General features: G+C 59.1%; 27 protein-coding genes. 15 read left to right on the top strand and 12 right to left on the bottom strand.

Annotated elements, in window-relative coordinates; all coding sequences use genetic code 11:
• Window positions 1-34: 34 nt before the first annotated feature.
• From AC1D2P_RS13575 to AC1D2P_RS13560, 4 genes are all read right to left on the bottom strand, one after another.
• Entirely contained in the window at window positions 35-946 is a 912-nt protein-coding gene (locus tag AC1D2P_RS13575; RefSeq protein WP_046026776.1) for an SDR family oxidoreductase, read from the bottom strand.
• Window positions 947-1,058: 112 nt separating this feature from the next.
• Window positions 1,059-1,961 (bottom strand): alpha/beta fold hydrolase, encoded by a 903-nt coding sequence (locus AC1D2P_RS13570; RefSeq protein ID WP_109787888.1) that lies wholly within the window; start codon window positions 1,959-1,961, stop codon window positions 1,059-1,061.
• Window positions 1,961-2,743: a class II aldolase/adducin family protein gene (locus AC1D2P_RS13565; RefSeq protein WP_046026778.1), complete on the bottom strand. Its 783-nt coding sequence runs from the start codon at window positions 2,741-2,743 to the stop codon at window positions 1,961-1,963. The genes AC1D2P_RS13570 and AC1D2P_RS13565 overlap by 1 nt, the downstream gene beginning before the upstream one ends.
• Window positions 2,744-2,948: 205 nt before the next feature.
• Window positions 2,949-3,401, bottom strand: a complete 453-nt coding sequence (locus tag AC1D2P_RS13560) for a flavodoxin (RefSeq protein WP_477757731.1) — start codon at window positions 3,399-3,401, stop codon at window positions 2,949-2,951.
• A gap of 100 nt (window positions 3,402-3,501) precedes the next feature.
• On the opposite strand from AC1D2P_RS13560, the gene AC1D2P_RS13555 reads away from it, so the two are divergent.
• Window positions 3,502-3,978, top strand: a complete 477-nt coding sequence (locus tag AC1D2P_RS13555) for a PAS domain-containing protein (protein ID WP_077430867.1) — start codon at window positions 3,502-3,504, stop codon at window positions 3,976-3,978.
• Between the two features lie 54 nt (window positions 3,979-4,032).
• Window positions 4,033-4,638, top strand: coding sequence for a hypothetical protein (locus AC1D2P_RS13550; RefSeq protein ID WP_046026781.1), 606 nt, complete (start codon window positions 4,033-4,035; stop codon window positions 4,636-4,638).
• Window positions 4,639-4,641: 3 nt separating this feature from the next.
• Here the strand turns inward: AC1D2P_RS13550 and AC1D2P_RS13545 are convergent, their stop codons facing one another.
• Complete coding sequence (locus tag AC1D2P_RS13545) at window positions 4,642-5,601, bottom strand: MerR family transcriptional regulator (RefSeq protein ID WP_477757730.1); 960 nt, start codon at window positions 5,599-5,601, stop codon at window positions 4,642-4,644.
• Between the two features lie 211 nt (window positions 5,602-5,812).
• On the opposite strand from AC1D2P_RS13545, the gene AC1D2P_RS13540 reads away from it, so the two are divergent.
• The 7 genes from AC1D2P_RS13540 to AC1D2P_RS13510 all read left to right on the top strand — a co-directional run bounded on the left by AC1D2P_RS13540 (window position 5,813) and on the right by AC1D2P_RS13510 (window position 10,262).
• The gene (locus AC1D2P_RS13540; RefSeq protein WP_109787885.1) at window positions 5,813-6,382 is read left to right on the top strand and encodes an antibiotic biosynthesis monooxygenase; all 570 of its coding nucleotides are present in this window, start codon (window positions 5,813-5,815) and stop codon (window positions 6,380-6,382) included.
• Window positions 6,383-6,454: 72 nt separating this feature from the next.
• Complete coding sequence (folM, locus tag AC1D2P_RS13535; protein WP_109787884.1) at window positions 6,455-7,165, top strand: dihydromonapterin reductase; 711 nt, start codon at window positions 6,455-6,457, stop codon at window positions 7,163-7,165.
• Between the two features lie 21 nt (window positions 7,166-7,186).
• Entirely contained in the window at window positions 7,187-7,750 is a 564-nt protein-coding gene (folE, locus tag AC1D2P_RS13530; RefSeq protein ID WP_046026785.1) for a GTP cyclohydrolase I FolE, read from the top strand.
• Window positions 7,750-8,121: a dihydroneopterin triphosphate 2'-epimerase gene (folX, locus tag AC1D2P_RS13525; RefSeq protein WP_046026786.1), complete on the top strand. Its 372-nt coding sequence runs from the start codon at window positions 7,750-7,752 to the stop codon at window positions 8,119-8,121. Before folE ends, folX begins: the two co-directional genes overlap by 1 nt.
• 67 nt (window positions 8,122-8,188) lie before the next feature.
• Window positions 8,189-8,485: a DUF1244 domain-containing protein gene (locus AC1D2P_RS13520; RefSeq protein ID WP_140666726.1), complete on the top strand. Its 297-nt coding sequence runs from the start codon at window positions 8,189-8,191 to the stop codon at window positions 8,483-8,485.
• On the top strand, window positions 8,478-8,816 hold the full coding sequence (locus tag AC1D2P_RS13515) for a HopJ type III effector protein (protein ID WP_109787883.1): 339 nt from the start codon (window positions 8,478-8,480) through the stop codon (window positions 8,814-8,816). Before AC1D2P_RS13520 ends, AC1D2P_RS13515 begins: the two co-directional genes overlap by 8 nt.
• 195 nt (window positions 8,817-9,011) lie before the next feature.
• Window positions 9,012-10,262, top strand: coding sequence for a 2-aminoadipate transaminase (locus AC1D2P_RS13510; protein WP_477757729.1), 1,251 nt, complete (start codon window positions 9,012-9,014; stop codon window positions 10,260-10,262).
• Window positions 10,263-10,437: 175 nt separating this feature from the next.
• Here AC1D2P_RS13510 and trxB read toward each other — a convergent pair whose 3' ends face one another.
• Window positions 10,438-11,400, bottom strand: coding sequence for a thioredoxin-disulfide reductase (gene trxB, locus AC1D2P_RS13505; RefSeq protein WP_109787881.1), 963 nt, complete (start codon window positions 11,398-11,400; stop codon window positions 10,438-10,440).
• A gap of 312 nt (window positions 11,401-11,712) precedes the next feature.
• Here trxB and cysZ point away from each other — a divergent pair, with 312 nt between their 5' ends.
• The gene (cysZ, locus tag AC1D2P_RS13500) at window positions 11,713-12,465 is read left to right on the top strand and encodes a sulfate transporter CysZ (protein WP_077430868.1); all 753 of its coding nucleotides are present in this window, start codon (window positions 11,713-11,715) and stop codon (window positions 12,463-12,465) included.
• Window positions 12,466-12,505: 40 nt separating this feature from the next.
• The gene (locus AC1D2P_RS13495) at window positions 12,506-13,705 is read left to right on the top strand and encodes a glycosyltransferase family 4 protein (RefSeq protein ID WP_223523732.1); all 1,200 of its coding nucleotides are present in this window, start codon (window positions 12,506-12,508) and stop codon (window positions 13,703-13,705) included.
• A 113-nt stretch (window positions 13,706-13,818) separates the two neighbouring features.
• On the opposite strand, the gene AC1D2P_RS13490 is transcribed toward AC1D2P_RS13495, so the two are convergent.
• The 3 genes from AC1D2P_RS13490 to AC1D2P_RS13480 all read right to left on the bottom strand — a co-directional run bounded on the left by AC1D2P_RS13490 (window position 13,819) and on the right by AC1D2P_RS13480 (window position 16,167).
• Entirely contained in the window at window positions 13,819-14,922 is a 1,104-nt protein-coding gene (locus AC1D2P_RS13490) for an NADH:flavin oxidoreductase (RefSeq protein ID WP_046026792.1), read from the bottom strand.
• A gap of 154 nt (window positions 14,923-15,076) precedes the next feature.
• A complete protein-coding gene (locus AC1D2P_RS13485) occupies window positions 15,077-15,559 on the bottom strand; it encodes a glutathione peroxidase (protein WP_046026793.1) in 483 nt (160 codons plus the stop codon).
• Window positions 15,560-15,681: 122 nt separating this feature from the next.
• Window positions 15,682-16,167, bottom strand: a complete 486-nt coding sequence (locus AC1D2P_RS13480; RefSeq protein WP_008150718.1) for an FKBP-type peptidyl-prolyl cis-trans isomerase — start codon at window positions 16,165-16,167, stop codon at window positions 15,682-15,684.
• On the opposite strand from AC1D2P_RS13480, the gene AC1D2P_RS13475 reads away from it, so the two are divergent.
• The 3 genes from AC1D2P_RS13475 to AC1D2P_RS13465 are packed head-to-tail and all read left to right on the top strand — an operon-like array spanning window position 16,136 to window position 19,537.
• Window positions 16,136-16,474, top strand: a complete 339-nt coding sequence (locus tag AC1D2P_RS13475; protein WP_109787879.1) for a DUF3565 domain-containing protein — start codon at window positions 16,136-16,138, stop codon at window positions 16,472-16,474. The genes AC1D2P_RS13480 and AC1D2P_RS13475 overlap by 32 nt on opposite strands.
• 60 nt (window positions 16,475-16,534) lie before the next feature.
• Window positions 16,535-18,634: a phosphate acetyltransferase gene (gene pta / locus AC1D2P_RS13470; RefSeq protein WP_046026794.1), complete on the top strand. Its 2,100-nt coding sequence runs from the start codon at window positions 16,535-16,537 to the stop codon at window positions 18,632-18,634.
• A complete protein-coding gene (locus AC1D2P_RS13465; RefSeq protein WP_109787877.1) occupies window positions 18,635-19,537 on the top strand; it encodes an acyltransferase in 903 nt (300 codons plus the stop codon).
• A 180-nt stretch (window positions 19,538-19,717) separates the two neighbouring features.
• On the opposite strand, the gene cysN is transcribed toward AC1D2P_RS13465, so the two are convergent.
• The 3 genes from cysN to AC1D2P_RS13450 form a co-directional block, all read right to left on the bottom strand.
• The gene (gene cysN / locus AC1D2P_RS13460) at window positions 19,718-21,616 is read right to left on the bottom strand and encodes a sulfate adenylyltransferase subunit CysN (protein WP_077430870.1); all 1,899 of its coding nucleotides are present in this window, start codon (window positions 21,614-21,616) and stop codon (window positions 19,718-19,720) included.
• A 9-nt stretch (window positions 21,617-21,625) separates the two neighbouring features.
• Complete coding sequence (gene cysD, locus AC1D2P_RS13455) at window positions 21,626-22,543, bottom strand: sulfate adenylyltransferase subunit CysD (protein ID WP_077430871.1); 918 nt, start codon at window positions 22,541-22,543, stop codon at window positions 21,626-21,628.
• 233 nt (window positions 22,544-22,776) lie between these two features.
• Window positions 22,777-23,535 (bottom strand): Nif3-like dinuclear metal center hexameric protein, encoded by a 759-nt coding sequence (locus AC1D2P_RS13450; protein WP_477811464.1) that lies wholly within the window; start codon window positions 23,533-23,535, stop codon window positions 22,777-22,779.
• A gap of 102 nt (window positions 23,536-23,637) precedes the next feature.
• Between AC1D2P_RS13450 and algW the strand changes: the two genes are divergently transcribed.
• A complete protein-coding gene (gene algW / locus AC1D2P_RS13445; protein WP_109787876.1) occupies window positions 23,638-24,798 on the top strand; it encodes a Do family serine endopeptidase AlgW in 1,161 nt (386 codons plus the stop codon).
• Window positions 24,799-24,889: the final 91 nt, after the last annotated feature.

Here is a 24,889-nt window from a genome sequence, read left to right as displayed (position 1 = left end):
CAGCCACCAAGCCTGAGCTTGGTGGCTCCACGAATTAAAGCGAATACTTCTGCAAATTCCCCATCATTTCCTTCAGCGCCTCAATATTGTCCTTCGGATGCGCCGCGCCCTCGAAATCACAAATCTGCTCCCACTGCGCCGCCACATCTTCCGGAGAGAAACCCACTCGCGGATCAAAACCCGCACCCAGGCTGCGTTCCCAGCGCACCTTGCCCATCCAGCCGCCACCCACTTCAAACAACCCGGAAGTTTCCTTGCAGTTTTCACTGGCCAGATACACCACCAGCGGGCTGACCAATTCCGGTTTGAGTTGCTCGAACACTTGCGGCGGGATCAGTCCTTCGGTCATGCGCGTGCCGCCGGTAGGCGCGATGGCGTTGACGAGGATGTTGTTCTTGCGACCTTCGATGGCGAGGGTTCGCGTCAGGCCGTACAGGCCGAGTTTGGCCATGCCGTAGTTGGACTGGCCGAAGTTGCCGTAGATGCCCGAGGTCGACGCAGTGAAGATCACGCGGCCATAGTTTTGCTCGCGCATGTGCGGCCAGGCGGCGCGGGTGACTTTGTAGGCGCCTTCGACGTGGACGCGGTAAACCAGGTCCCAGTCGGCGTCGTCCATTTTGTGGAAGGTCTTGTCGCGCAGGATCCCGGCATTGTTGACCACCACATCGATACGGCCAAAAACGTCGAGCGCGTGCTGGACGATTTTGTCGCCGTCGGTAACGGAGTCATGGTTGGCTTCGGCGGTGCCGCCCGCCTCGCGAATTTCGGCAACCACGCGGTCTGCCGCCGACGCGTTGGCGCCTTCCCCTTGCGCCGAACCGCCGAGATCGTTGACCAGCACTTTGGCGCCCTGTTTGGCAAACAGCAGCGCGTGTGCCCGGCCCAAGCCGCCGCCAGCGCCGGTAACGATCACGACTTTATCTTCGAAGCGCACAGACTCATTCATTGGAAAACTCCAGCAGGCCAAGGGGACAATGAGTCCGAGTGTCAGGCACGGCGCTGCTGGTCACAATAAACAGGGGTGAGGCTGAATGGTGCTCGATAAGGCAGGGGGATAATCAGGACCACGCGACCCTGCGCGGCGGCAAAATCAGCCGATCGCGAAACTCCAGGTAATGCTTGAGCACTTGCGTCGGCGCCTCGGTCTGCGGGTAATGGCCAATCTCGGCCAGCAGGACCGTGTCCGGATTGGGGATCAGCTCCCGATAGCGTGTGACCATGTGCGCGCCGGAAATCGGATCGACCTCGCCATCAATGACGCGCAGCGGTACTTCACCGCGTTGCATGGCCGCGACCCAACGCTCGCGCTGGACACGCCGCTCCGGAATATAGGCGATAAGCTTGTGCATGATCCGCGGGCCGTGATTGCTCTCGACCAAACTCCAGAAATCATCTATTTCACTTTCAGTTGGCCGGGTCATCCGCCCGAAAATCTGCCGAAAACTCTTCACCAGCGCATCTCGCGTGAACGCGCGGCCAATCATCCAGCCCAAAGGGCTGAGCAACAGTTTTTGCGCCAGCAGCGGGCGATGGGTTTCGGGAAACAGGCCGCCATTGAGGAACACACAACTGGCAATGTGAATGCCGGTTTCGTAATGCCGGGCCAACAGTTCCTGCGCCACGCTGTCGCCATAGTCGTGGGCCAACACATGCACGGGCTGCGTAACGCTCAAATGCGCCAGCAATGCTTGCTGCAAGTCGGCCTGTTCGAGCAGGCTGTATTCGTGATCCACCGGTTTGGACGAGTCGCCAAAGCCGAGCATATCGCACGCGATCACCCGATAGCGCTGCGCCAGTGGCTGCCAGAGGTAATGCCAGTCCCAACTGGCGGTCGGGAAGCCATGAATGAGCAACAGCGGCTCACCCTGCCCCGCCGTCCAGTAGCGGATAGTCTGACCACGAAAGATGAACGTCTGGCCGCGTTTGCGCCAGACACACAGGGGGATCTCGGCGAGTGGCATTAGAGTTTATAACCCGGGTCTTGTTGATCGAGTTTGCGTAGCAGCGCCGGCCAGGCCAGCGCGCCACCCATCCCTTGAGCACTTTTGGTAACACCGGCAATCATCGCCTTGGCACCCGCCAGAATCTGCGGTTCGATGGCGATCAATTCGGCACCGCCGTTTTGTGCCAGCACCTGGATATCGCAGGCGCGCTGGAAGGTAAACATCATCAGGAACGTGTCGGCGATGGTGCTGCCACAGGTCAGCAGACCGTGGTTGTGCAGCATCAGGAAATTGTTTTCACCGAGGTCGGCTTGCAGGCGCGCTTTCTCTTCATGGTTCAGCGCAACGCCTTCATAAGCGTGATAAGCCAGGCTGGACAGCACAAACAGGGACTGCTGACTGATCGGCAAAATGCCCTGCTTCTGCGCCGACACCGCCACGCCGGCCGCCGTATGGGTGTGCAGCACGCAGACCACATCGTGGCGAACTTCATGCACGGCGCTGTGAATGGTGTAACCGGCGGGATTGATCTCGTAGGGACTGTCCATCAGTTTGTTGCCGGCTTGATCGACCTTCACCAGACTTGATGCAGTGATCTCATGGAACATCAGTCCAAACGGGTTGATCAGAAAGTCTTCAGTGCCCGGCACCTTGGCCGAGATGTGCGTAAAGATCAGGTCGTCCCAGCCATGGGCGGCGACCAAACGATAACAGGCGGCCAGATCGACGCGGGTTTGCCATTCGGCGGCGCTGACCTTATCTCTGACACTGTGGGGCGACTGGACGGGGGCAACATTCACGGCAAGACCTCCTGTTCTTATTGTTGTGCTGTCGTTACACCAGTCTAGTCAGCCCCCGGGCTTCGTGTAGTTGCATTGGCAGCCAGCTTGATGGCCGTGCGAGTCAGTGACGCAATGAGCTTGGATCCATGTCAAAGGACCGACGCTGGTAACCCTGTAGTGAACAGATTCAGCGATCTCGTCAGAAGTATGACGAGCTTCATCTTCAGCGCAAAACGCTGACCAATTCCGCCAGCCACGGCTCGGCGTCGGTTTCCGGGGTCACCGTTTCGCTGGCGTCCAGACGCAGCATCGGCAGCACTTCGCGCAGCCCCAGTTCACCGAACAGTTCGCGCATTTGTTCGCCGCCGCCACAGAAAGTATCGCCATAGCTCGCATCGCCCAGGGCGATGACTGCTCCCGGCAGACCGCGCCATGCTGCGGGCAATTGATCGCGAATCATCGAATACAACGGTTGCAGGTTGTCCGGCAATTCACCCATGCCGGTGGTCGATGTCACCGCCAGAAACGCTTGCGGTTCGAAAGCCAGGACATCGGCCAGTGACGCACGCGGGTTGTGCAGGGTTTCGAAACCGGCGGCTTTCAAAATATTCGCGGCGTGACGGGCAACTTCTTCAGCCGTGCCGTAGACCGAGCCGGAAAGGATGGCGACTTTCATCAATCTGATCCTGAAACTGAGTGAAAGACCGGATATTAACAGCACGACCTGTATTGTTCTTTTAGAATGCAGGCTCAATCAAACCGGAAAGGATTCTCCGATGATCAATGCTCAACTGCTGCAAATGGCAATCAACGCTTCCAACGACGGCATCGTGATTGCAGAAAAGGAAGGCGACCAGGACAACATCCTGATTTACGTCAACCCGGCGTTCGAACACCTGACGGGGTACACCAGCGAGGAGATCCTCTACCAGGATTGCCGTTTCCTGCAGTCAGGCGATCGGGATCAGCAAGCGCTTCCAACCATTCGCGAGGCGCTGAGCACGAAAGGCTCCTGCCGGGAAATCCTCAGGAACTACCGCAAGGACGGCACGCCCTTCTGGAACGAACTGTCGCTTTCGACGGTGAAAGATCCGGGCAATGGGCAGGTTTATTTTGTCGGGGTGCAAAAAGACGTCACGATTCAAGTCAAAGCGCAGCAGCGTGTTGCACAGCTGGAAACACAGCTGGCCGAGGCACTCGCCGAACTTGCTGCGCTGAAAGCGACGAACGGTGCAAACAAAACTTCGAATTAGTGGTCATTAACTACAATCACCAATGACTTTGTAACTACTACTTTCGAGCAAGCCATGCAACGTGACGCACTCCTGACCCAGGATGAACTGGACTTCATCCAGACCATGCAACACAACCCGCAACTCAATGTGCGGGATGCGACGTCGAGCTTGCTCGTTAATGGTGGATCGCAGATCCGTGATTTGCTCACGCGCCTCGCGGCTCATGAGCAAGTCACCATCCAGGCCAATTTTGAAAATCAGCAAATGACCTTTCCGCTGCATCTGGTGGAAGACGAGTTTCATGCGCTGCATTTGCGCTTGGGTGTGCCGAGCATTTACGAAGACGGGCCGATGGTCCGACCCTGGCGCCTGGTGCTCGATGAGCCGGTGGCGCTGGAGAATGCCAAAGGCCAGCCCGGCACGATGTATGTGCACGAAGTCTCTTGCAAAGGGGTTTTGCTGGAAGTTCGCAACAAGACCAAACCACCCAAGCACTTCGCCTTGTGGTTCAGCCCCTCAGGCTATGAACGGATTGCGTTGCGCGGCACGTTTGAGCGTGAAACCGAGCACGGTTTCTATGCCTATGAACTGGGCCAGTCCGACAAAGATGAAACCGAGCGCCTGCGCCAGTTCATCCTTCAGCAGCATCGCCTGACACACCCTGCGTTGCATGTCTGAACCTCAGGTATCGAGGTTGCCCGCCAGGAACTGTTTCAGACGCTGGCGCATCACCGCGCCTTCATTGCCCAGACAGCCAATCGACGAACCGGCCAGGCTTTCCTGAGCCAGTTCCGACGTATCCCCGGCAAGAAACAACTGGCAATCCAGGCTCATCGCCAGACGATTGAGCCGTCGTGGCAGATCAGTTGAAGGCACGTGATTGGAAAAAAGCACCAGCGCTTTCGGTTTTAGCTGCTGGCATACCAGCGGCAACTCATCGAATGGCTGACCAATCGTCAGCAGCCGAACCCCCATTTCATTACTGCTCACGAACAGAGCGGCCACCAACAACTCTAGTTCTCGGCACTGACCTGCCAATGCACTGACGATCACCCGCCGGGGTTGCGCGTTACGCATCAGCAGCAAACGTTGCAATACGCGAACTCGCAGAAACCCATCAAAAAACAGCCATTCGCTGGTGCAACCGAATTGATCCTGGCGTTGTAACAACAACTTCCAGAGCGGCATCAGAATGTCCTGAAAAACGACTGCCTGGGAGTAGGTGGAAAAAATCTGCCCGTAGACTTGATCCAGTTGAACATCATCAAAGGAACTCACCGCCGCTTGGACCTGTTGCTGCCAATGGGCGTAATCGGCCTGAACGACTTCCTTGGGAATGAACTGCGCCAGTGCCTTGGGAGGTTCGGTCCTGGCCAGAATCTTGCCAACCTTGCTGACCGCGACACCGCGGTCAATCCAGCCAAGGATGCTGCGAACCTTCTCGACATCGACCATCGAGTACAGCCGATGCCCACTTTCGGTGCGGGTGGGCTGAATCAGGCCATAACGTCGTTCCCATGCCCGCAGCGTGACGGGATTGATGCCCGTCAGGCGCGCCACCTCACGAATGGGAAACAGCTCTTCGCGATTGATGGAAGGATCTGCCTCAGCGGCAGGAGGAGCGTCAGTCAGGACAGGCATTGGATGATGTACGTCCGGTGCGCAAAATTGGATCCCATTCTAACTCCATTACCCCCTGCATGTTCAACACATGCAAACCATGAAAGTCTCTGGTGTATTGGTCAGATTCAGGAATAATCCTTGCTTGTCTCAAGACGCAGTCCGACACCCTGGTGCTGCGTCTGGCGAAACGCCTATCCGGTGTAACGCAAATGCCCTACGGAGATACAAAATGTCTACCTCCCCCGTCACGCTGATGGTGGCGCGTCGCGTCGCCGATGGCCGTTATCAAGACCTGATTGCCTGGCTGCGCGAAGGCGAACAACTGGCCACCGATTTTCCCGGTTATCTCGGCTCTGGCGTGCTCGCTCCGCCAGCCGGTGATGACGAGTTCCAGATTATCTTCCGCTTTGCCGATGAGCAGACCCTGCACACCTGGGAGCATTCCGCCTCGCGTACTGCATGGCTAGGCCGTGGCAGCGATTTGTTCGCCCATCCAACCGAGCATCGGGTCAGCGGCATTGAAGGCTGGTTCGGCGCAGTCGGACAGCGCCCACCACGCTGGAAACAGGCAGTGGCGATCTGGTTGGCATTCTTTCCGGTGTCCTTGTTGTTCAACTTTGTACTGGGGCCTTTGTTGAGCGAACTGAGCCTGCTGTCGCGGGTTTTCATCAGTACGTTGTGCCTGACGCCGTTGATGGTCTACTTCTTCATTCCCTTGTCGACCCGCCTGTTGGCCAACTGGCTGAACACCACACCGACACGGCCGTTGCCCGCCCGGCCGTCCACGCAAAACCGCTAAGCTCACTACCACAATAGGTGCATGCCTCCCGTCACTGGTATAGTTTTGCTCTTACCGCGACGCGAGCCGTTCATGACCCCTTCCGCAGCCCCAATCCTCATCACCGGTGCCGGCCAGCGTGTCGGCCTGCATTGTGCGCAGCGTTTGATTGAAGACGGCCATCGGGTGATCTTCAGCTACCGCAGCGAGCGCCCCGGTGTCCAGGCATTGCGTGATCTGGGCGCCATCGCGGTGTTTGCCGACTTCTCCACTGAAGCCGGGATCCTCGCGTTCATCAGCGACCTGAAAACCCATACCGACAGCCTGCGGGCGATTGTCCACAATGCTTCCGAATGGCTGGCCGAAACGCCGGACACCGAGGCCGAAGCCTTCAGCCGCATGTTCAGCGTGCACATGCTTGCGCCCTACCTGATCAACCTGCACTGTGCCGACTTGCTGCAACGCTCAACTCCGGCAGACATTGTGCACATCAGCGATGACGTGACCCGCAAGGGCAGTAGCCAGCACATCGGTTACTGCGCCAGCAAAGCCGGGCTCGACAGCCTTACCCTGTCCTTCGCCGCGAAATATGCGCCGACAATCAAGGTCAACGGTATCGCCCCCGCCCTGCTAATGTTCAATCCCGAGGACGACGCGGCCTATCGCGCCAAGGCGCTGGCCAAATCCGTCCTGGGCATTGAGCCCGGCAGCGAAGTGATCTACCAGAGCCTGCGCTACTTGCTCGACAACCCGTATGTCACCGGCACCACCCTGACCGTCAACGGCGGACGGCACATCAAATAAGAGGCCTCGCGAGGATATTTCATGACGTTATCCCTGTCCCAGAGCTATCGCGAGATCCTCATCGGTCTCGGTGAAAACCCGGATCGCGAAGGCCTGATCGACACGCCGGCGCGTGCGGCAAAAGCCATGCGCTACCTCTGCCATGGCTACGAACAAAGTGTCGAAGAAATCGTCAACGGGGCGCTGTTCGCCTCCGACAATGATGAAATGGTCATCGTCGACAACATCGAGTTGTACTCGCTCTGCGAGCATCACATGCTGCCCTTCATCGGCAAGGCCCATGTGGCTTATATTCCTACGGGCAAGGTGTTGGGCCTGTCGAAAATTGCGCGACTGGTGGACATGTTTGCCCGGCGCCTGCAAATCCAGGAAAACCTTACCCGGCAAATCGCCGAAGCAGTACAACAGGTGACCAATGCCGCCGGTGTTGCGGTGGTCATCGAAGCGCGACACATGTGCATGATGATGCGCGGCGTCGAGAAACAGAATTCGACCATGAACACCTCAGTGATGCTCGGCGCCTTCCGCGAGTCGAGCAATACCCGCCAGGAGTTCCTGCAATTGATTGGACGGAGCAAGTCGTAATGCCACAACTTCAACCAGGTATGGCGCGCATCCGGGTCAAGGACCTGTGCCTGCGGACCTACATCGGAATCAACGAGGATGAAATCCTCAACAAGCAGGATGTGTTGATCAACCTGACCATCCTGTATGCGGCCCAGGAAGCGGTGCGCGACAACGATATCGATCACGCGCTGAACTACCGCACCATCACCAAGGCGATCATTGCCCACGTGGAGGGCAATCGTTTCGCCTTGCTCGAACGGCTCACCCAGGAACTGCTGGACCTGGTAATGACCAACGAATCGGTGCTGTACGCCGAGGTTGAAGTCGACAAGCCTCATGCACTGCGATTCGCCGAATCAGTGTCGATTACCCTGGCGGCGAGCCGCTGAGTGCGTCTGGCGCATTGGCCGTCAGACTTTTATCATCCGCGCCACGATTTGACCGACAGAGCTCGCCATGAACGATCAACAACGCCTGGAACTTGAAGCTGCCGCCTTTCGCCGGCTGGTGGCCCATCTGGACAGCCGCAAGGATGTACAGAACATCGACCTGATGAACCTCTCCGGTTTCTGCCGCAATTGCCTGTCCAAGTGGTACAAGGCCGCCGCCGACGAACGCCAGATCGACGTCAGCCTCGATGACGCCCGCGAAGTGGTCTACGGCATGCCGTACGCCGAATGGAAAGCCCAATACCAGCAAGAAGCCAGCGCCGAACAACAGGCGGCGTTTGCCAAAGGAAAACCCAATGAGTGATTTGAACACCCTGCGCGCCAGCCTCAAGAGCGGCGAACACGCTTTTGCCGACACCCTGGCGTTCATCGCCGCCGGCTACGACTACCAGCCTCAGGCATTCAACAACGGCGGTGTGGAAAACGCGGCCGGTCAGAACGAAGGCTCGTGCAAGACGCTCGGCCTGTCGCTGCTCGAAGGCCTGAGCGATGAAGAAGCGCTGCTGGCGTTCGGCGAGCACTACCGCTCAGTTGTGGCAACGCCTGAGGGCAGTGATCACGGCAATATCCGCGCACTGATTGCCCATGGGTTGGCCGGCGTGAAGTTCACTCAGCAACCGCTCACTCGCCGCTAAACGCTTTTTCTGTGGGAGCAAAGCTTGCTCGCGATGGCGATCACAGAGACGCCATCGCCGGCAAGCCGCGCTCCTACAAGAGCCACAACACATCCCGACTTTTAAGATTGACCCGGCAACTTTATTTCGTTTGCCGGGCAGCGCTGCTCACGGCTTAGATAAAAAGAAGCATCCCTTCTTCAGAGTCGGTCATCCATGAGCAGCGAATCCATCAGCCGGTCGATCAACATCGTTCATCCTGTCACGCTCAGCCACGGCAAAAATGCCGAGGTCTGGGACACCGATGGCAAACGCTACATCGACTTCGTCGGCGGCATCGGCGTACTCAACCTCGGCCATTGCCACCCGCGCATCGTCGACGCCATTCGCGAGCAAGCCACCCGGCTGACCCACTACGCCTTCAACGCAGCACCGCATGTGCCCTACATCGAACTGATGGATCGCCTGACTGCGTTCATTCCCGTGGACTATCCGGTCAGCGGCATGCTCACCAACAGCGGCGCGGAAGCGGCGGAAAACGCCCTGAAGATCGTTCGCGGCGCCACCGGCCGCACCGCCGTGATCGCGTTCGACGGCGCCTTCCACGGCCGCACGCTGGCCACCCTGAACCTCAACGGCAAGGTCGCGCCCTACAAACAGAAAGTCGGCGTATTGCCGGGGCCGGTGTATCACCTGCCCTTCCCGAGCCAGGACAACGGCGTGACCTGCGCCGAAGCCTTGAAGGCCATGGACCGCCTGTTCAGCGTCGAAATCGACATTGATGACGTGGCGTGTTTCATCGTCGAACCGGTACAGGGCGAAGCAGGCTTCCTGGCGATGGACGTGGAGTTCGCCCAGTCGCTGCGACGGTTGTGTGATGAAAAGGGCATTGTGCTGATCGCTGACGAAATCCAGTCCGGTTTTGGCCGCACCGGCCAGCGTTTTGCGTTCTCGCGGCTGGGCATCGAACCGGACCTGATTCTGCTGGGCAAAAGCATCGCCGGCGGCGTACCACTGGGTGCGGTGGTTGGGCGCAAGGCATTGCTCGACACCTTGCCCAAGGGCGGACTGGGCGGCACCTATTCGGGAAACCCCATTGCCTGCGCCGCCGCGCTGGCGACCCTGGATGAGATGACCGACACACAGTTGCAAGCCTGGGGCGCGCAGCAGGAAGAAGCGATTGTCAGCCGCTACAAAGCTTGGTGCGACAGCAAACTTTCACCGTATCTGGGTCGTTTGACCGGTGTTGGCGCGATGCGCGGAATTGAACTGGCCCATGCCGATGGCACACCGGCACCCGCCCAGTTGACGCAACTGCTGGCGTTGGCGCGAGACGCCGGTTTGCTGCTGATGCCCAGCGGCAAGTCGCGCCATATCATTCGACTGTTGGCGCCATTGACCACCGAAGCGGCGGTGCTGGAGGAAGGCCTGGATATTCTTGAAGCGTGCCTGAACAAATTGGCCTGAACCCAAAATCCCTGTGGGAGCGAGCTTGCTCGCGATGGCGGAGTGTCAGTCAACATCAATGCTGAATGATTAACTGCTATCGCGAGCAGGCTCACTCCTACAGGTTCTTTGATTGGTCACTGAATCGCGGGCATAAAAAAACCGGCTGCGAAGCCGGTTTTTCATTTCAACGATCTCAGAACTTGGCGTTCTGCAGGTCGTCCAGGTAACGCTCGGTGTCCAGAGCGGCCATGCAGCCAGCGCCGGCCGAGGTGATGGCCTGACGGTAAACGTGGTCAGCCACGTCACCGGCGGCGAAGATACCTTCGATGCTGGTCGCTGTTGCGTTGCCTTCACGGCCGCCTTGCACCACCAGGTAGCCGTCTTTCAACGTCAGCTGACCTTCGAACAACGACGTGTTCGGGGTGTGGCCGATGGCGATGAACACGCCGTCGACTTTCAGTTCGTCGAAGCTGCCATCGTTGTTCTTCAGGCGTGCACCGGTGACGCCCATGTTGTCGCCCAGTACTTCGTCCAGGTTGGCGTTCAGCTTCAGGATGATCTTGCCTTCGGCAACCCGGGCATTGAGCTTGTCGATCAGGATCTTCTCGGCGCGGAAGGTTTCACGACGGTGGATCAGGGTCACTGTGCTGGCGATGTTGGCCAGGTACAGCGCTTCTTCAACCGCGGTGTTGCCACCGCCGACCACAGCCACCGGCTTGTTGCGATAGAAGAAACCATCGCAGGTCGCGCAGGCCGAAACGCCTTTGCCCATGAACGCTTCTTCGGACGGCAGGCCCAGGTAGCGAGCGCTGGCACCGGTGGCGATGATCAGCGCGTCGCAGGTGTACTTTGCGCTGTCGCCGATCAGGGTGTAAGGCTTGGAAGCAAAGTCCACGGCATTGATGTGATCGAAAACGATCTCGGTCTCAAAGCGCTCGGCGTGTTCTTTCATGCGTTCCATCAGCGCCGGGCCGGTCAGGCCGTGGACGTCGCCCGGCCAGTTGTCGACTTCGGTGGTGGTGGTCAGTTGACCACCGGCCTGCATGCCGGTGATCAGCAGTGGCTTGAGGTTGGCACGGGCGGCGTAGACCGCAGCGCTGTAACCGGCAGGGCCGGAACCGAGAATAATCACTCGCGAATGACGGACTTCAGACATGACCTGCTCCTGTTGACCGGCCCTGAACATCAGGCGCGGAACGCCGGGTTGCCGGCGGGAATAAAAAAGGACCGTGGTTACCTTGGGGAAGGCTTGAGTTCGACAGTCCTGCAAAAAGATTGGGTGCAGCGTATCGAGGGGGCGAAGATTAAGGAAATACGGTTTAACAATCCAGCTCATAGGTGGTCTCTATCCCACCGCAGCGACTATATAAACGTCTTTGTTACAGTGAATGTCGATTCAGCGACCGCGCTTTCCCCCTTCCGACAAAGCCGGTAAGGTCGGCGCGTTTCCCTCTGCCCGGAGCACGTTATGCCCGCACCCGCCCTGTCCGGCCCGCAATACCTGCGCGAAGGCCTCAAGCTGGTCCTGAGCCCCAGCCTGCGTTTGTTTGTCTTGTTGCCGCTGGCAATCAACCTGGTGCTGTTCGTCGGATTGATTTATCTGGCCGGCCATCAGTTCAGTCTGTGGGTCGATACGCTGATGCCGACCCTACCCGACTGGCTGAGTTTTCTCAGCTACATCCTCTGGCCGATTTTTGTGGTGCTGGTGGTGTTGATGGTGTTCTTCACCTTCACCATGCTCGCCAACGTCATCGCCGCGCCGTTCAATGGCTTCCTTGCGGAGAAAGTCGAAGTGGTGGTGCGTGGCACCGACGACTTCCCGACTTTCAGCTGGGGCGAACTGATCGCCATGATCCCGCGCACCCTCTCCCGGGAAATGCGCAAACTCGGCTACTTCCTGCCACGGGCAATCGGGCTGTTTATCCTGTCCTTCATCCCGGTGGTGAACATCATTGCAGCACCGCTGTGGCTACTGTTCGGGGTGTGGATGATGGCGATCCAGTACATCGACTACCCGGCGGATAACCACAAACTCGGCTGGAATGAAATGCTCGCCTGGCTGCGGCAGAAGCGCTGGCAGAGCATGAGTTTCGGCGGCAGCGTGTATCTGGTGCTGCTGATCCCGGTGGTGAACATTTTGATGATGCCGGCCGCCGTGGCCGGGGCGACGCTGTTCTGGGTGCGTGAGCGCGGGGCGGAAAATCTGGTGGCCCAGCGCTGACCGAGTCACAAATCCATCATCAAAGCGCCACAATGACGACATGGCCTCAGCCGACACTGAGGTCATGACGACAGCTCTGCATATCACTCTGATCACCGAAACATTCCCTCCGGAAATCAACGGCGTGGCCAACACCCTTGGCCGTTTGTGCGACGGTTTGCGCGCGCGCGGGCACCAGGTGGAATTGGTGCGGCCTCGCCAGGGGGGGGATCAGCAGTTGAGCAGTGACGATGATTTGCTGTTGTGTCGAGGCTGGCCGCTACCGGGCTATCCCGGCCTGCAATGGGGCCAGTCGTCGATGCATAAACTGTTGAGGCGCTGGACGCGTCATCGCCCCGACGTGCTGTACATCGCCACCGAAGGGCCTCTGGGCTTGTCCGCATTACGCGCAGCACGGCGATTGGGGATTTCGGTGGTGAGCGGCTTTCACACCAACTTTCAGCAGTACTCCAGCCAATACGGGCTCGGGTTGTTGACTCGTTTGCTGACGCACTACCTGCGCTGGTTTCACAACCGCTCGACCCTGACCCTGGTGCCGAGCCCCAGTCAGCGACTGGAGCTTGAACGCCGACATTTCGAGCGTCTGGCCTTGCTTTCCCGGGGTGTCGACAGCCAATTGTTTCATCCGAGCAAAAGGCAGGTATCGCTGCGCGAACAGTGGGGCTTGGCCGAGGATGACATTGCGGTCATTCATGTCGGGCGCTTGGCTCCCGAGAAAAACCTGGGCTTGCTCAAACGCAGTTTCGACTCGCTGAAAGCCACTTATCCACAGCGCAACATACGCTTGATCGTCATCGGTGACGGCCCACAACGAGCAGCGCTGGAGCAGGACCTTCCCGAGGCGGTTTTCTGTGGCTCACAACGCGGTGAGGCGCTGGCCAGTCATTACGCATCGGGGGACGTATTTCTATTTCCAAGCATGACCGAAACCTTTGGCAATGTGGTGCTTGAAGCATTGGCGTCGGGATTGGGCGTGGTGGCGTACGACCAGGCGGCAGCGGCGCAGCATATCCGCCATGGCTACAACGGCGTGCTGGCGATGCCGGGGGATGAAGAAGCCTTTTGTGATGCTGCGGCGTGGTTGCTGGAAGAGCGCGAAACCTTGCGGTGTGTGCGGCTCAATGCGCGCCAGCATGCGAGTCGCCAGGGCTGGGCCGCGATTATCGAGCAGTTTGAAGGGCAGTTGCGCGGGGCTTGCATGCAGGGGCAACCCCTACCCGATGCAGCGTTTTTGCCTTAAAAGCATCTTGGGCAAGCCTTGCTCCTACGGTGTTGTGTCGATTCACACATTGGTATTCGACAAAGAACCGTAGGAGCAAGGCTTGCCCGCGATAGCGTCAGTGCGGTCGCTGCTTAAACCAGCGACATCAACGCTTCGCGGCTGAACGGCAGGATGTCTTCTTCACGACCGTCGCGTACTTTCTGCGCCCAGTCCGGGTCGACCAACAATGCGCGCCCCACGGCCACCAGGTCGAATTCGTCGTTGTTCAAACGCTCCAGCAGCTTTTCCAGACTGGCCGGTTGAGCGATCTTGTCGGTGTTGACCATGAACTGCAGGAACTCGCCGTCCAGGCCAACGCTGCCCACGGTGATGGTCGGCTTGCCCGTGAGTTTGCGGGTCCAGCCGGCCAGGTTCAGCTCGGAACCGTCGAATTCCGGCTCCCAGAAACGGCGCGTCGAGCAGTGGAAAATGTCCACGCCAGCGTCGGACAATGGCTTGAGGAACTCACCCAACGCTTGCGGGGTTTGCACCAGGCGCGCGGTGTAATCCTGCTGTTTCCACTGCGAGAAGCGGAAGATGATCGGGAAACCTTCGCCGACCGCTGCACGCACAGCCTGAATCAGCTCGATGGCAAACCGTGAACGGTTGGCCAGGCTACCGCCGTATTCGTCGGTGCGCTGGTTGCTGCCTTCCCAGAAGAACTGGTCCACGAGATAGCCGTGGGCGCCATGGATTTCCACGCCGTCCATGCCAATGCTCTGGGCATCTTTGGCCGCTTGAGCGAACGCGGCGATCACGTCCTGGATATCTTGTTTAGTCATGCCGTGAACCACGACCTGACCGTCCTTCAATTTTTCCGATGGGCCGTAACCCGGGACGCTGGCGTCCGGCTCAGTGCCAATACGACGCACACTGCCGACATGCCACAGTTGCGGAACGATCTTGCCGCCTTCGGCGTGGACCGCATCGACCACTTTCTTCCAGCCGGCCAATGCGGCATCGCCGTAGAAATGCGGCACATTGGGGTAGCCGTTCGACGCCTTGTGGCCGACGGTCGTGCCTTCGGTGATGATCAGACCCACGCCGGCCGCAGCACGACGACGGTAGTATTCGATCACTTTGGAATTGGGTACGCCACCCGGCGAAAACGAACGGGTCATCGGCGCCATGACAACGCGGGTCGGCAGCTCAAGGGTGCCGAGGTGGAACGGTTTGAACAAGGCTTTGACGGACATGGGGCACTCCACGAAAACGATATCGACGGGACGTAATTTTATGACGACGATAATATGCGGAGTTGCCAGCGATGCACAGCACTATTGATCTGGGTGATTAAGGGTCAAAAGGCAGGMATAAAAAAACGCAGCCGAGGCTGCGTTTCTTGTGAGTTCAGCTCAACGCTTTTTCGATCGCATGAACGATCGTCGGATCATCCGGCGCCGTGCGCGGGGAAAACCGCGCCAGCACACGACCGTCCTTGCCCAGCAGGAATTTTTCGAAGTTCCAGGTAATGTCACCCGGGAATTCCGCACCCTCGCCCGCCAGCAGGCGATACAACTGATGACGCTCATGACCGTTGACTTCCAGCTTGCTGGACAACGGAAAAGTCACGCCATAGTTGAGGCTGCAAAACTCCTGGATCTCTTGCTCGGAACCCGGCTCCTGCCCGGCAAACTGGTTGCACGGCAGACCCAGAACGCTGAAACCTTTGGCTTTGAACTGCTGATAAAGGTTTTCCAGCGCCGCGTACTGTGGGGTCAAGCCACATTTGGAGGCGACGTTGACCACCAGCACGACTTGCCCCTTGAAGGGCGCCAGCGGTAGGTCTTGTCCATCCAGGGCTGTCAACTTAAGGTCGTGAAAAGCACTCATGACGAACTCCAAATTCCCGTGTTCTTCTCGAAACAGCCACTTGGCAATGCCGCCAAGGACAGCCGCGGACTAAAAAGGCGCCCTAGGGCGCCTCTCCAGTACTCTGAGCTTAGCGCAGAAAATCAGTGGTGATGGCCACCTTCGCCATGGACGTGACCATGAGCGATTTCTTCTTGGCTGGCATCACGGATGTCGATGATCTTGACCTGGAAATTCAGGCGCTGACCGGCCAACGGGTGGTTGCCGTCAACGGTGACGTCGTCGCCGTCCAGATCGCGAATGGTGACGATCTGCATCTGGCCGTCCGGAGCGGAAGCGTGGAACTGCATGCCCACTTCCAGCTCATCAACGCCTTCGAACATGCTGCGGCTCAGGGTGCTGACCAGTTCGGCAGCGTATTCGCCGTAAGCGTCTTCAGGTTCAACGGCTACGGTCAGCTCGTCGCCAACGGTTTTGCCTTCCAGAGCCTTTTCCAGGCCCGGGATGATGTTGCCTGCGCCTTGCAGGTAGACCAGCGGCGCGCCGCCGGCGGAGCTGTCGATGACCTCACCAGCGTCGTTGGTCAGGGTATAGTCGATGGAGACAGCCTTATTGGCGGCGATCAGCATGGGGCGAGACCTTTTGCATAAGAATGATGAAAGGCCAAGTTTAGCGAAGCAATCGCGCGAAAGCGAACACAACCCGGACGGAAGGTTCGCGGCGCAGGGCGTAACGGTCACAGGTTTCCATCAGGATGAGGACGGGCATTGGGTGGCCGAGCTTTCCTGCGGCCACACCCAGCACCTGCGTCACCAGCCGCCGTGGCAATCGCGTGCCTGGGTGCAGGACCCCGCGCAACGTATTGAAAAAATAGGCCAGCCCTTTGATTGCGGTTGGTGCGCACAAGGCTCGGTTAGCGATAACCTTGGCGACTGAATTGCGGCAGATCGTCAGATATAGATGATCGCCATTGCCATGCACCCTTAGAGAATTCGCATGCAAACTTTTTTTATCGCGCCCACCGACTTTGGTGTGGGTCTGACGTCTATCAGCCTCGGGCTGGTGCGCACGCTTGAGCGTGCCGGTCTCAAGGTCGGCTTTTTCAAACCGATTGCCCAGCCCCATCCGGGTGATACCGGGCCGGAACGCTCCACCGAACTGGTAGCGCGCACCCACGGTTTGAAGCCACCGCAACCGCTGGGCCTGGCGCATGTCGAGCGCATGCTCGGCGATGGTCAACTCGATGAGTTGCTCGAAGAAATCATCACCCTCTACCAGCAAGCCGCTGTCGGCAAAGACGTGCTGATCGTCGAAGGCATGGTCCCGACCCGCAGCGCCAGCTACGCCGCACGGGTGAATCTGCACCTGGCGAAAAGCCTCGACGCCGATGTGATCCTGGTCTCGGCACCGGAAAACGAAGTGCTGACCGAGCTCTCCGGGCGCGTGGAATTGCAGGCGCAATTGTTCGGCGGCCCAAAAGACCCGAAAGTCCTCGGCGTGATCCTCAACAAGGTCAAGACCGACGAAAGCATGGATGTCTTCGCCACGCGCTTGAAAGAACACTCGCCATTGCTGCGCAGCGGTGATTTCCGCCTGTTGGGGTGCATCCCGTACCAGCCGGAATTGAACGCCCCGCGCACCCGCGATGTGGCTGATCTGATGGGCGCGCAGATTCTCAATGCCGGTGACTACGAAACCCGGCGCATGACCAAAATCATCATCTGCGCCCGCACCATGCGCAACACCGTGGAACTGCTCAAGCCCGGCGTGCTGGTGGTCACCCCCGGCGACCGCGATGACATCATCCTGGCCGTCAGCCTCGCGGCCATGAACGGCGTGCCCTTGGCCGGCCTGCTGCTGACCAGCGACACCCTGCCCGACCCGCGCATCATGGACCTGTGCCGTGGCGCCTTGCAGGCGGGGTTGCCGGTGTTGTCGGTGAGCACCGGCTCCTACGACACCGCCAACCAGCTCAATGGCTTGAACAAGGAAATTCCTATCGATGACCGCGAGCGTGCGGAGATCATTACCGACTTCGTCGCCAGCCACCTCGACGCCAACTGGTTGCACCAGCGCTGCGGTACCCCGCGTGAGATGCGCCTGTCGCCCGCCGTATTCCGCTATCAATTGATCCAGCGCGCCCAGGCTGCCAACAAGCGCATCGTGCTGCCAGAAGGCAGCGAGCCGCTGACCGTGCAAGCGGCAGCGATCTGTCAGGCGCGTGGCATTGCCCGTTGCGTGTTGCTGGCCAAACCGGCGGACGTCGAAGCCGTCGCTCGCGCCCAAGGCATCGAGCTGCCACCCGGGCTGGAGATTCTCGACCCGGACCTGATCCGCGAGCGCTATGTCGAGCCGATGGTTGCCCTGCGCAAAAGCAAAAGCCTCAACGCACCGATGGCCGAGCAGCAACTGGAAGACACTGTTGTGATCGGCACCATGATGCTGGCGCTGGATGAAGTCGACGGTCTCGTGTCCGGTGTCATCCACTCCACCGCCAATACCATCCGACCGGCCCTTCAACTGATCAAAACCGCGCCGGGCTGCACGCTGGTGTCGTCGGTGTTCTTCATGCTGTTCCCTGAAGAAGTGCTGGTCTACGGCGACTGCGTGATGAACCCGCACCCGAGCGCCATCGAACTGGCCGAGATCGCCCTGCAAAGCGCCGACTCGGCGGCCGCGTTCGGCATCACCCCGCGCGTGGCGATGATCAGCTACTCCAGCGGTGAATCGGCCAGCGGCGAAGAAGTCGAGAAAGTGCGCGAAGCAACGTTGCTCGCCCACGAGCAGCAAAACTCGCTGTTGATCGACGGCCCTCTGCAGTACGACGCCGCCGCCAACGAAACGGTGGCCCGACAACTGGCCCCCAACAGTCAGGTCGCCGGTCGCGCCACAGTGTTCGTGTTCCCCGACCTCAACACCGGCAACACCACCCACAAAGCCGTGCAGCGCAGCGCCGATTGCGTCAGCCTCGGCCCGATGTTGCAAGGCCTGCGCAAACCGGTGAACGACCTGCCGCGCGGTGCGCAAGTCGACGACATCGTCTACACCATCGCGTTGACCGCGATCCAGGCTGCCAACCGACCTATGGATGTTTAAATGCTGGATTTCCTGCCTGCCGCCGTGCGCGGCGTGATTGCATCGTTGTTGTTGGCACTGAACACGATTTTGCTCTGCTCCTTTCTGTTCTGCGTGGCACTCGTCAAGGTTTTGCCGTTTGCCTTCACGCAGCGGATTGCGGGCTGGTTGATGAGCCATACCCATGAAGCCTGGATCAGCCTCAACAAAGGCTGGATGAATCTGGTCCGCCGCACGCGCTGGCACCTCAGCGGCCTGCAAGGTCTGGACTATCAACATTCCTACCTGATCACCAGTAACCACCAGAGCTGGGTCGACATTCTGGTGCTGCAATACGTGCTCAACCGACGTATCCAACCGCTGAAGTTCTTTCTCAAGCAGGAGCTGATCTGGGTGCCGGTCATTGGTCTGGCCTGGTGGGCGCTGGGCTTTCCATTCATGAAGCGCTACTCCAAGGCCTATCTGGAAAAGCACCCGGAGAAGAAAGGCAAAGACCTGGAAACCACCCGCAAGACGTGCGCGAAGTTTCGCAATAATCCGGTGGGGATTTTCAACTTTGTCGAAGGCACGCGCTTCACCAAGGCCAAGCACGCGCAGCAGCAATCACCGTTTCGCTACCTGCTCAAACCCAAGGCCGGCGGCATTGCCTTTGTGCTGGACGCCATGGGCGAGCAACTCGAATCCATCGTCAATGTGACCATCCACTACCCCGCGGGGCGTCCCGGTTTTTGGGACCTGTTGTGCGGGAACGTGGCGGACGTGGTGGTGCATTTTCAGGAACTGAAAATCCCGCCGCAGTACATTGGCAAGAATTACGATCAGGACGGCGATTACCGATTGCAGTTTCAGGGCTGGATCAATCAGCTGTGGCTGGACAAGGATGCGTTGCTGGAGCAGATGCATCGGGAGTATCCGGCCAAGTGAACCAGGTTCCGGAAGGGCCTCATCGCGGGCAAGCCATGCTCCTACAGTTTTTCGTCGTGCCATATGGCGCGGCCACCCGAAATCCGTAGGAGCAAGGCTTGCCCGCGATGGCGATCTTGGGGACACAAAAAAACCCGCCGATGATCACTCATCGGCGGGTTTCTTTTTTGCGTTTAGCGCTTAGATCGCGCCGCGCTGACGCAGCAGGTCCAGCACTTGCTTGACGCTTTCTTCCAGCGACAACGATTGGGTGTCGACCACGAGGTCGGCATCCAGCGGCACGTCGTACGGGAAGGAATCGCCCGGGATGTTGTCGCCAGCCGCCGCGTAAAGGCCTTGTGGATCACGCTCGGCACACACGGTCGGCGAGGCCTGGACGTAAATCGTCAGCAGACGCTCTTTGCCGATCAGTTCCTTGGCCTGTTCACGCCCTTCGGCACTTGGGGCAACGAACGCCGCCAGGGTCAGCAAACCGGCTTCGTTGAACTGACGCGCAACGTGCGCGGCACGACGCCAGTTCTCGGTACGCCCGGCGCGGTCCTGTGGCAGACCTTTGTTCAGGTCGTGACGCAGGTTCTGGCCATCGAGCACAAACACTGCACGGCCCAAGTCGAACAGCTTGCGTTCAACCGCGTAGGCCAGGGTGCTTTTGCCAGCGCCTGACAAGCCGCTGAACAACACGGTGGCCGGTTGCTGGCCGAAGCGCTGGGCGCGTTCTTCGGTGGCGACGTGTGCGAGTTTGCCGTGATGCGTGCTGCTGCCCGGCGCCACTGGCTGAGCGATGATCATGCCAGCGGCGACGGTGCCATTGGTCAAGCGATCAATGACGATGAACGAACCGGTGGTGCGGTTGCTCGCGTAACCGTCCAGCGCGATGGCCGCGTCGAGACTGATCTTGACCCGACCGATCTCGTTCAGTTGCAAGGCACTGGCAGGGCCTTCTTCCAGGGTGTTCACGTCAACGCGGTTGACGATGCTGGTGATCGAACCCGGCACGTATGTCGTGGCGCGCTTGATGTCGTACTTCTTGCCCGGCAGCATTGGCTCTTCGGCCATCCACACCAGCATGGCGTCGAAGCCGTCAGTCACTTGCGGCAGGTTGTCGGCGTGTACCAACAGATCGCCGCGGGAGATGTCGATCTCGTCTTCCATGGTCAGCGTCACCGCTTGACCCGGACCTGCATGCTCCAGCTCACCTTCGAAAGTGACAATGGATTTCACGCGGCTGCTCTTGCCCGACGGCAGCACAACGACTTCGTCGCCCTTGTGCACAACGCCGCTGGCCAGGGTGCCGGCGAAACCACGGAAGTTCAGGTTCGGACGGTTGACGTACTGCACCGGGAAACGCAAATCGGTGTAGTTGCGATCGCTGGCGATCTCGACGGTTTCCAGAATTTCCATCAGCGACTGGCCGGTGTACCACGGCGAGCGCTCGGATTTGTTCACCACGTTGTCGCCCTTGAGGGCCGACATCGGCACGAAGGCCATGGTGGTCGGCTTGAAGGCGATGCCTTCAGCGAACTTCAGGTAATCGGCCTTGATCGACTCGAAGATGCTTTGGTCAAAGCCATTGATGTCCATCTTGTTGACGGCCACCACGATGTGTTTGATACCCAGCAACGAGGCGATGAAGCTGTGGCGACGGGTCTGGGTCTGCACACCGTAACGGGCGTCGATCAGGATGATCGCCAGGTCACAGGTAGACGCACCGGTGGCCATGTTGCGGGTGTACTGCTCATGGCCGGGGGTGTCGGCGATGATGAATTTGCGTTTGGCGGTGGAGAAATACCGGTAGGCGACATCGATGGTGATGCCTTGCTCGCGCTCGGCCTGCAGGCCGTCGACCAGCAATGCCAGGTCGATGTCATCGCCGGTGGTGCCAACTTTCTTCGAGTCGCGGGTAATGGCTTCCAGGTGATCTTCGTAGATCATCTTGGAGTCGTGCAGCAGGCGCCCGATCAGGGTGCTCTTGCCGTCGTCGACGTTGCCACAGGTCAGAAAGCGCAGCATTTCCTTGCGTTCGTGCTGGCCCAGGTAGGCGAGGATGTCCTCGCTGATCAAATCAGATACGTGCGACATGACAACCCCTTAGAAATAACCCTGACGTTTCTTTTCTTCCATCGAGCCTGCGCCATCGTGATCGATGACCCGGCCCTGGCGTTCGGAAGTTCGCGTCAGGAGCATTTCCTGAATGATGTCGGTCAGCGTGACAGCCTCGGACTCGACCGCACCGGTCAACGGGTAGTCGCCCAGCGTACGGAAACGGACCTTCTTCTTGACGATACGCGCCTTGTCTTCATCGCTCAGGTGATTGAGCAGGCGATCGTCGTCGATCATGATCCAGGTGCCATTCATCTCGATGACATCGCGCTCGGCGGCGAAATACAGCGGCACGATCGGGATGCCTTCGAGGTAGATGTACTGCCAGATGTCCAGTTCGGTCCAGTTCGACAACGGGAACACGCGAATCGATTCGCCCTTGTTGACGTTGCCGTTGTAGACGTTCCACAGCTCCGGGCGCTGGTTTTTCGGGTCCCAGCGGTGCTTGGTGTCGCGGAAGGAATACACGCGCTCTTTGGCACGGGACTTCTCTTCGTCACGACGGGCACCACCGAAAGCGGCGTCGAAACCGTACTTGTCGAGAGCCTGCTTGAGGCCTTCGGTTTTCATGATATCGGTGTGTTTGGCACTGCCGTGGGTCAACGGGTTGATGCCCTGCGCGACGCCATCGGGGTTAACGTGCACCAGCAGGTCAAGGCCGAGTTCTTCAACCATGCGGTCGCGGAACGCGTACATTTCCTTGAACTTCCACTGGGTGTCGACGTGCATCACCGGAAACGGAAGTTTGCCCGGGAAGAATGCCTTGCGCGCAAGGTGCAGCATCACGGCGGAGTCTTTACCGACGGAGTACAGCATCACCGGGTTATCGAACTCGGCGGCGACCTCGCGGATGATGTGGATGCTTTCGGCCTCCAGCTGTTTCAGATGCGTCAGTTTGTCGACCATGGCTACTCACGAAAACGATCTTATGGACGGCCAGCGGGCCGTGTTCGAGCGAGGAATCCTAGCACAGCGACCTCTTCTAATCAGGACGCCAACTAGATCGAAAGGGTATATGAATATACCCCCTCGTTTGGGCTGGTGAATGGCGATCTCCTGTAGGAGCACGGCTTGCCGGCGATGGCGTCCTTGAGATCGCTATCGCGGGCAAGCCTTGCTCCTACAAGGGAGGCAGGTCATCAGATGGGATTGGGGCAATCGATGAAGATGTGTTCCAGCGCAAAGCRTCGCGCCAGATAGTCCCCCAGCGCCTGCACGCCATAACGCTCGGTGGCGTGATGGCCGGCGGCGATGAAGCTGATGTCGTTTTCCCGCGCGCTGTGGAACGTCTGCTCGGAGGCTTCGCCACTGAGGTACAGGTCGACACCGGCGAGCACCGCCTGATCGATGTACCCCTGGCCACCACCGGTGCACCAGCCAACCCGGCGAATCATCTCGCTACCTTCGATCAGCAGCGGCTCGCGGCCCATGACTTCCTGGACACGGCGGGCGAAATCACGCGGCGTCATCGGTTCACTCAACGAGCCGACCAGGCCGACGACTTTCAGATTGTCCGGATCCAGCGGCCCTTCGACCGTAATGTCCAACTGCCTGGCCAATTGCACGTTATTGCCCACGTCCGGGTGCAGATCCAGCGGCAAATGGTAGGACAACAGGCTGATGTCGTGCTTGAGCAAGGTTTTCAACCGACGCTGCTTCATGCCGGTGATGCACGGGTTCTCGCCCTTCCAGAAATAGCCGTGATGCACCAGTACCAGGTCGGCCTGAGCTTCGACGGCGGCGTCCAGCAGCGCCTGGCTGGCGGTGACACCGCTGACGATACGCATCACTTGCGGCCGGCCCTCGACCTGCAAACCGTTGGGGCAGTAATCAGCAATCTTGGCGCTGGAGAGGTAACGGTCGGCTTCTTCAACCAGGGTGCTCAGGGCGACGGCCATAAAAGACTCCTAAATATCCCGTTCAGAGGCGTGCTCGGCCTCGTATAATGCGCGACATTATGGGCGGTCTCATACCGCCTGCAACCTTTCAGGACGTGCTTAATGCTCAAGGCGCTGCGTTTTTCCGGCTGGCCGCTGTTGGCTGGCGTGCTTATCGCTCTTTTGATAATTCAGCGTTACCCGCAGTGGGTCGGGCTTCCGAGCCTAGACGTGAATTTGCAGCAAGCACCGCAAACGACCGGCGTGCAACAGGGGCCGGTGTCCTATGCCGACGCCGTGGTCACCGCCGCGCCAGCCGTGGTCAACCTGTACACCACCAAAGTCATCAACAAACCCAATCATCCGCTGTTCGAAGACCCACAGTTCCGCCGCTTCTTCGGTGATAACTCGCCCAAGCAAAAGCGCATGGAATCGAGCCTGGGCTCCGGCGTGATCATGAGCCCGGAAGGCTACATCCTGACCAATAACCACGTGACCACCGGTGCCGACCAGATTGTCGTGGCGCTCAAGGACGGTCGTGAAACCCTGGCCCGAGTGATCGGTAGCGATCCGGAAACCGATCTCGCGGTCTTGAAGATCGACCTCAAGTCCCTCCCGTCGATCACCATCGGTCGTTCCGACAACATCCGCATCGGCGACGTCTCGCTGGCCATCGGCAACCCGTTCGGTGTCGGCCAGACCGTAACCATGGGCATCATCAGCGCCACCGGGCGTAATCAGCTAGGCCTGAACAACTATGAAGACTTCATCCAGACCGACGCCGCCATCAACCCCGGCAACTCCGGCGGTGCACTGGTGGATGCCAACGGCAACCTGACCGGCATCAACACCGCGATCTTCTCCAAGTCCGGCGGCTCGCAAGGCATCGGTTTCGCGATCCCGGTCAAACTGGCGATGGAAGTGATGAAGTCGATCATTGAACACGGCCAGGTGATTCGTGGCTGGCTCGGGATTGAAGTGCAACCGCTGTCTCAGGAACTGGCCGAGTCGTTTGGTCTGTCGGGGCGTCCGGGGATTGTGGTCGCGGGGATTTTCCGTGACGGTCCGGCGCAGAAGGCCGGCCTGCAACTGGGTGACGTAATACTTAGCATCGACGGCGAACCGGCCGGCGACGGTCGCCGCTCCATGAATCAGGTCGCGCGGATCAAACCGACCGACAAGGTCACGGTTCAGGTGATGCGTAACGGCAAGGAACTCAAGTTGACCGCAGAAATCGGTCTGCGTCCGCCGCCTGCGCCAGTCAAAGAGAAAGAAGAAGAGTAAGTGATTGATCGTTCCCACGCTCTGCGTGGGAATGTATCCCGTGACGCTCCGCGTCACAGTGGACGCAGAGCGTCCTAAGAGGCGTTCCCAC

This window comes from Pseudomonas sp. P1_F1_2 (assembly GCF_056405815.1).
Note: the sequence above shows the minus strand (reverse complement) of the source record. Positions and strands in the feature narration are given on the sequence as shown.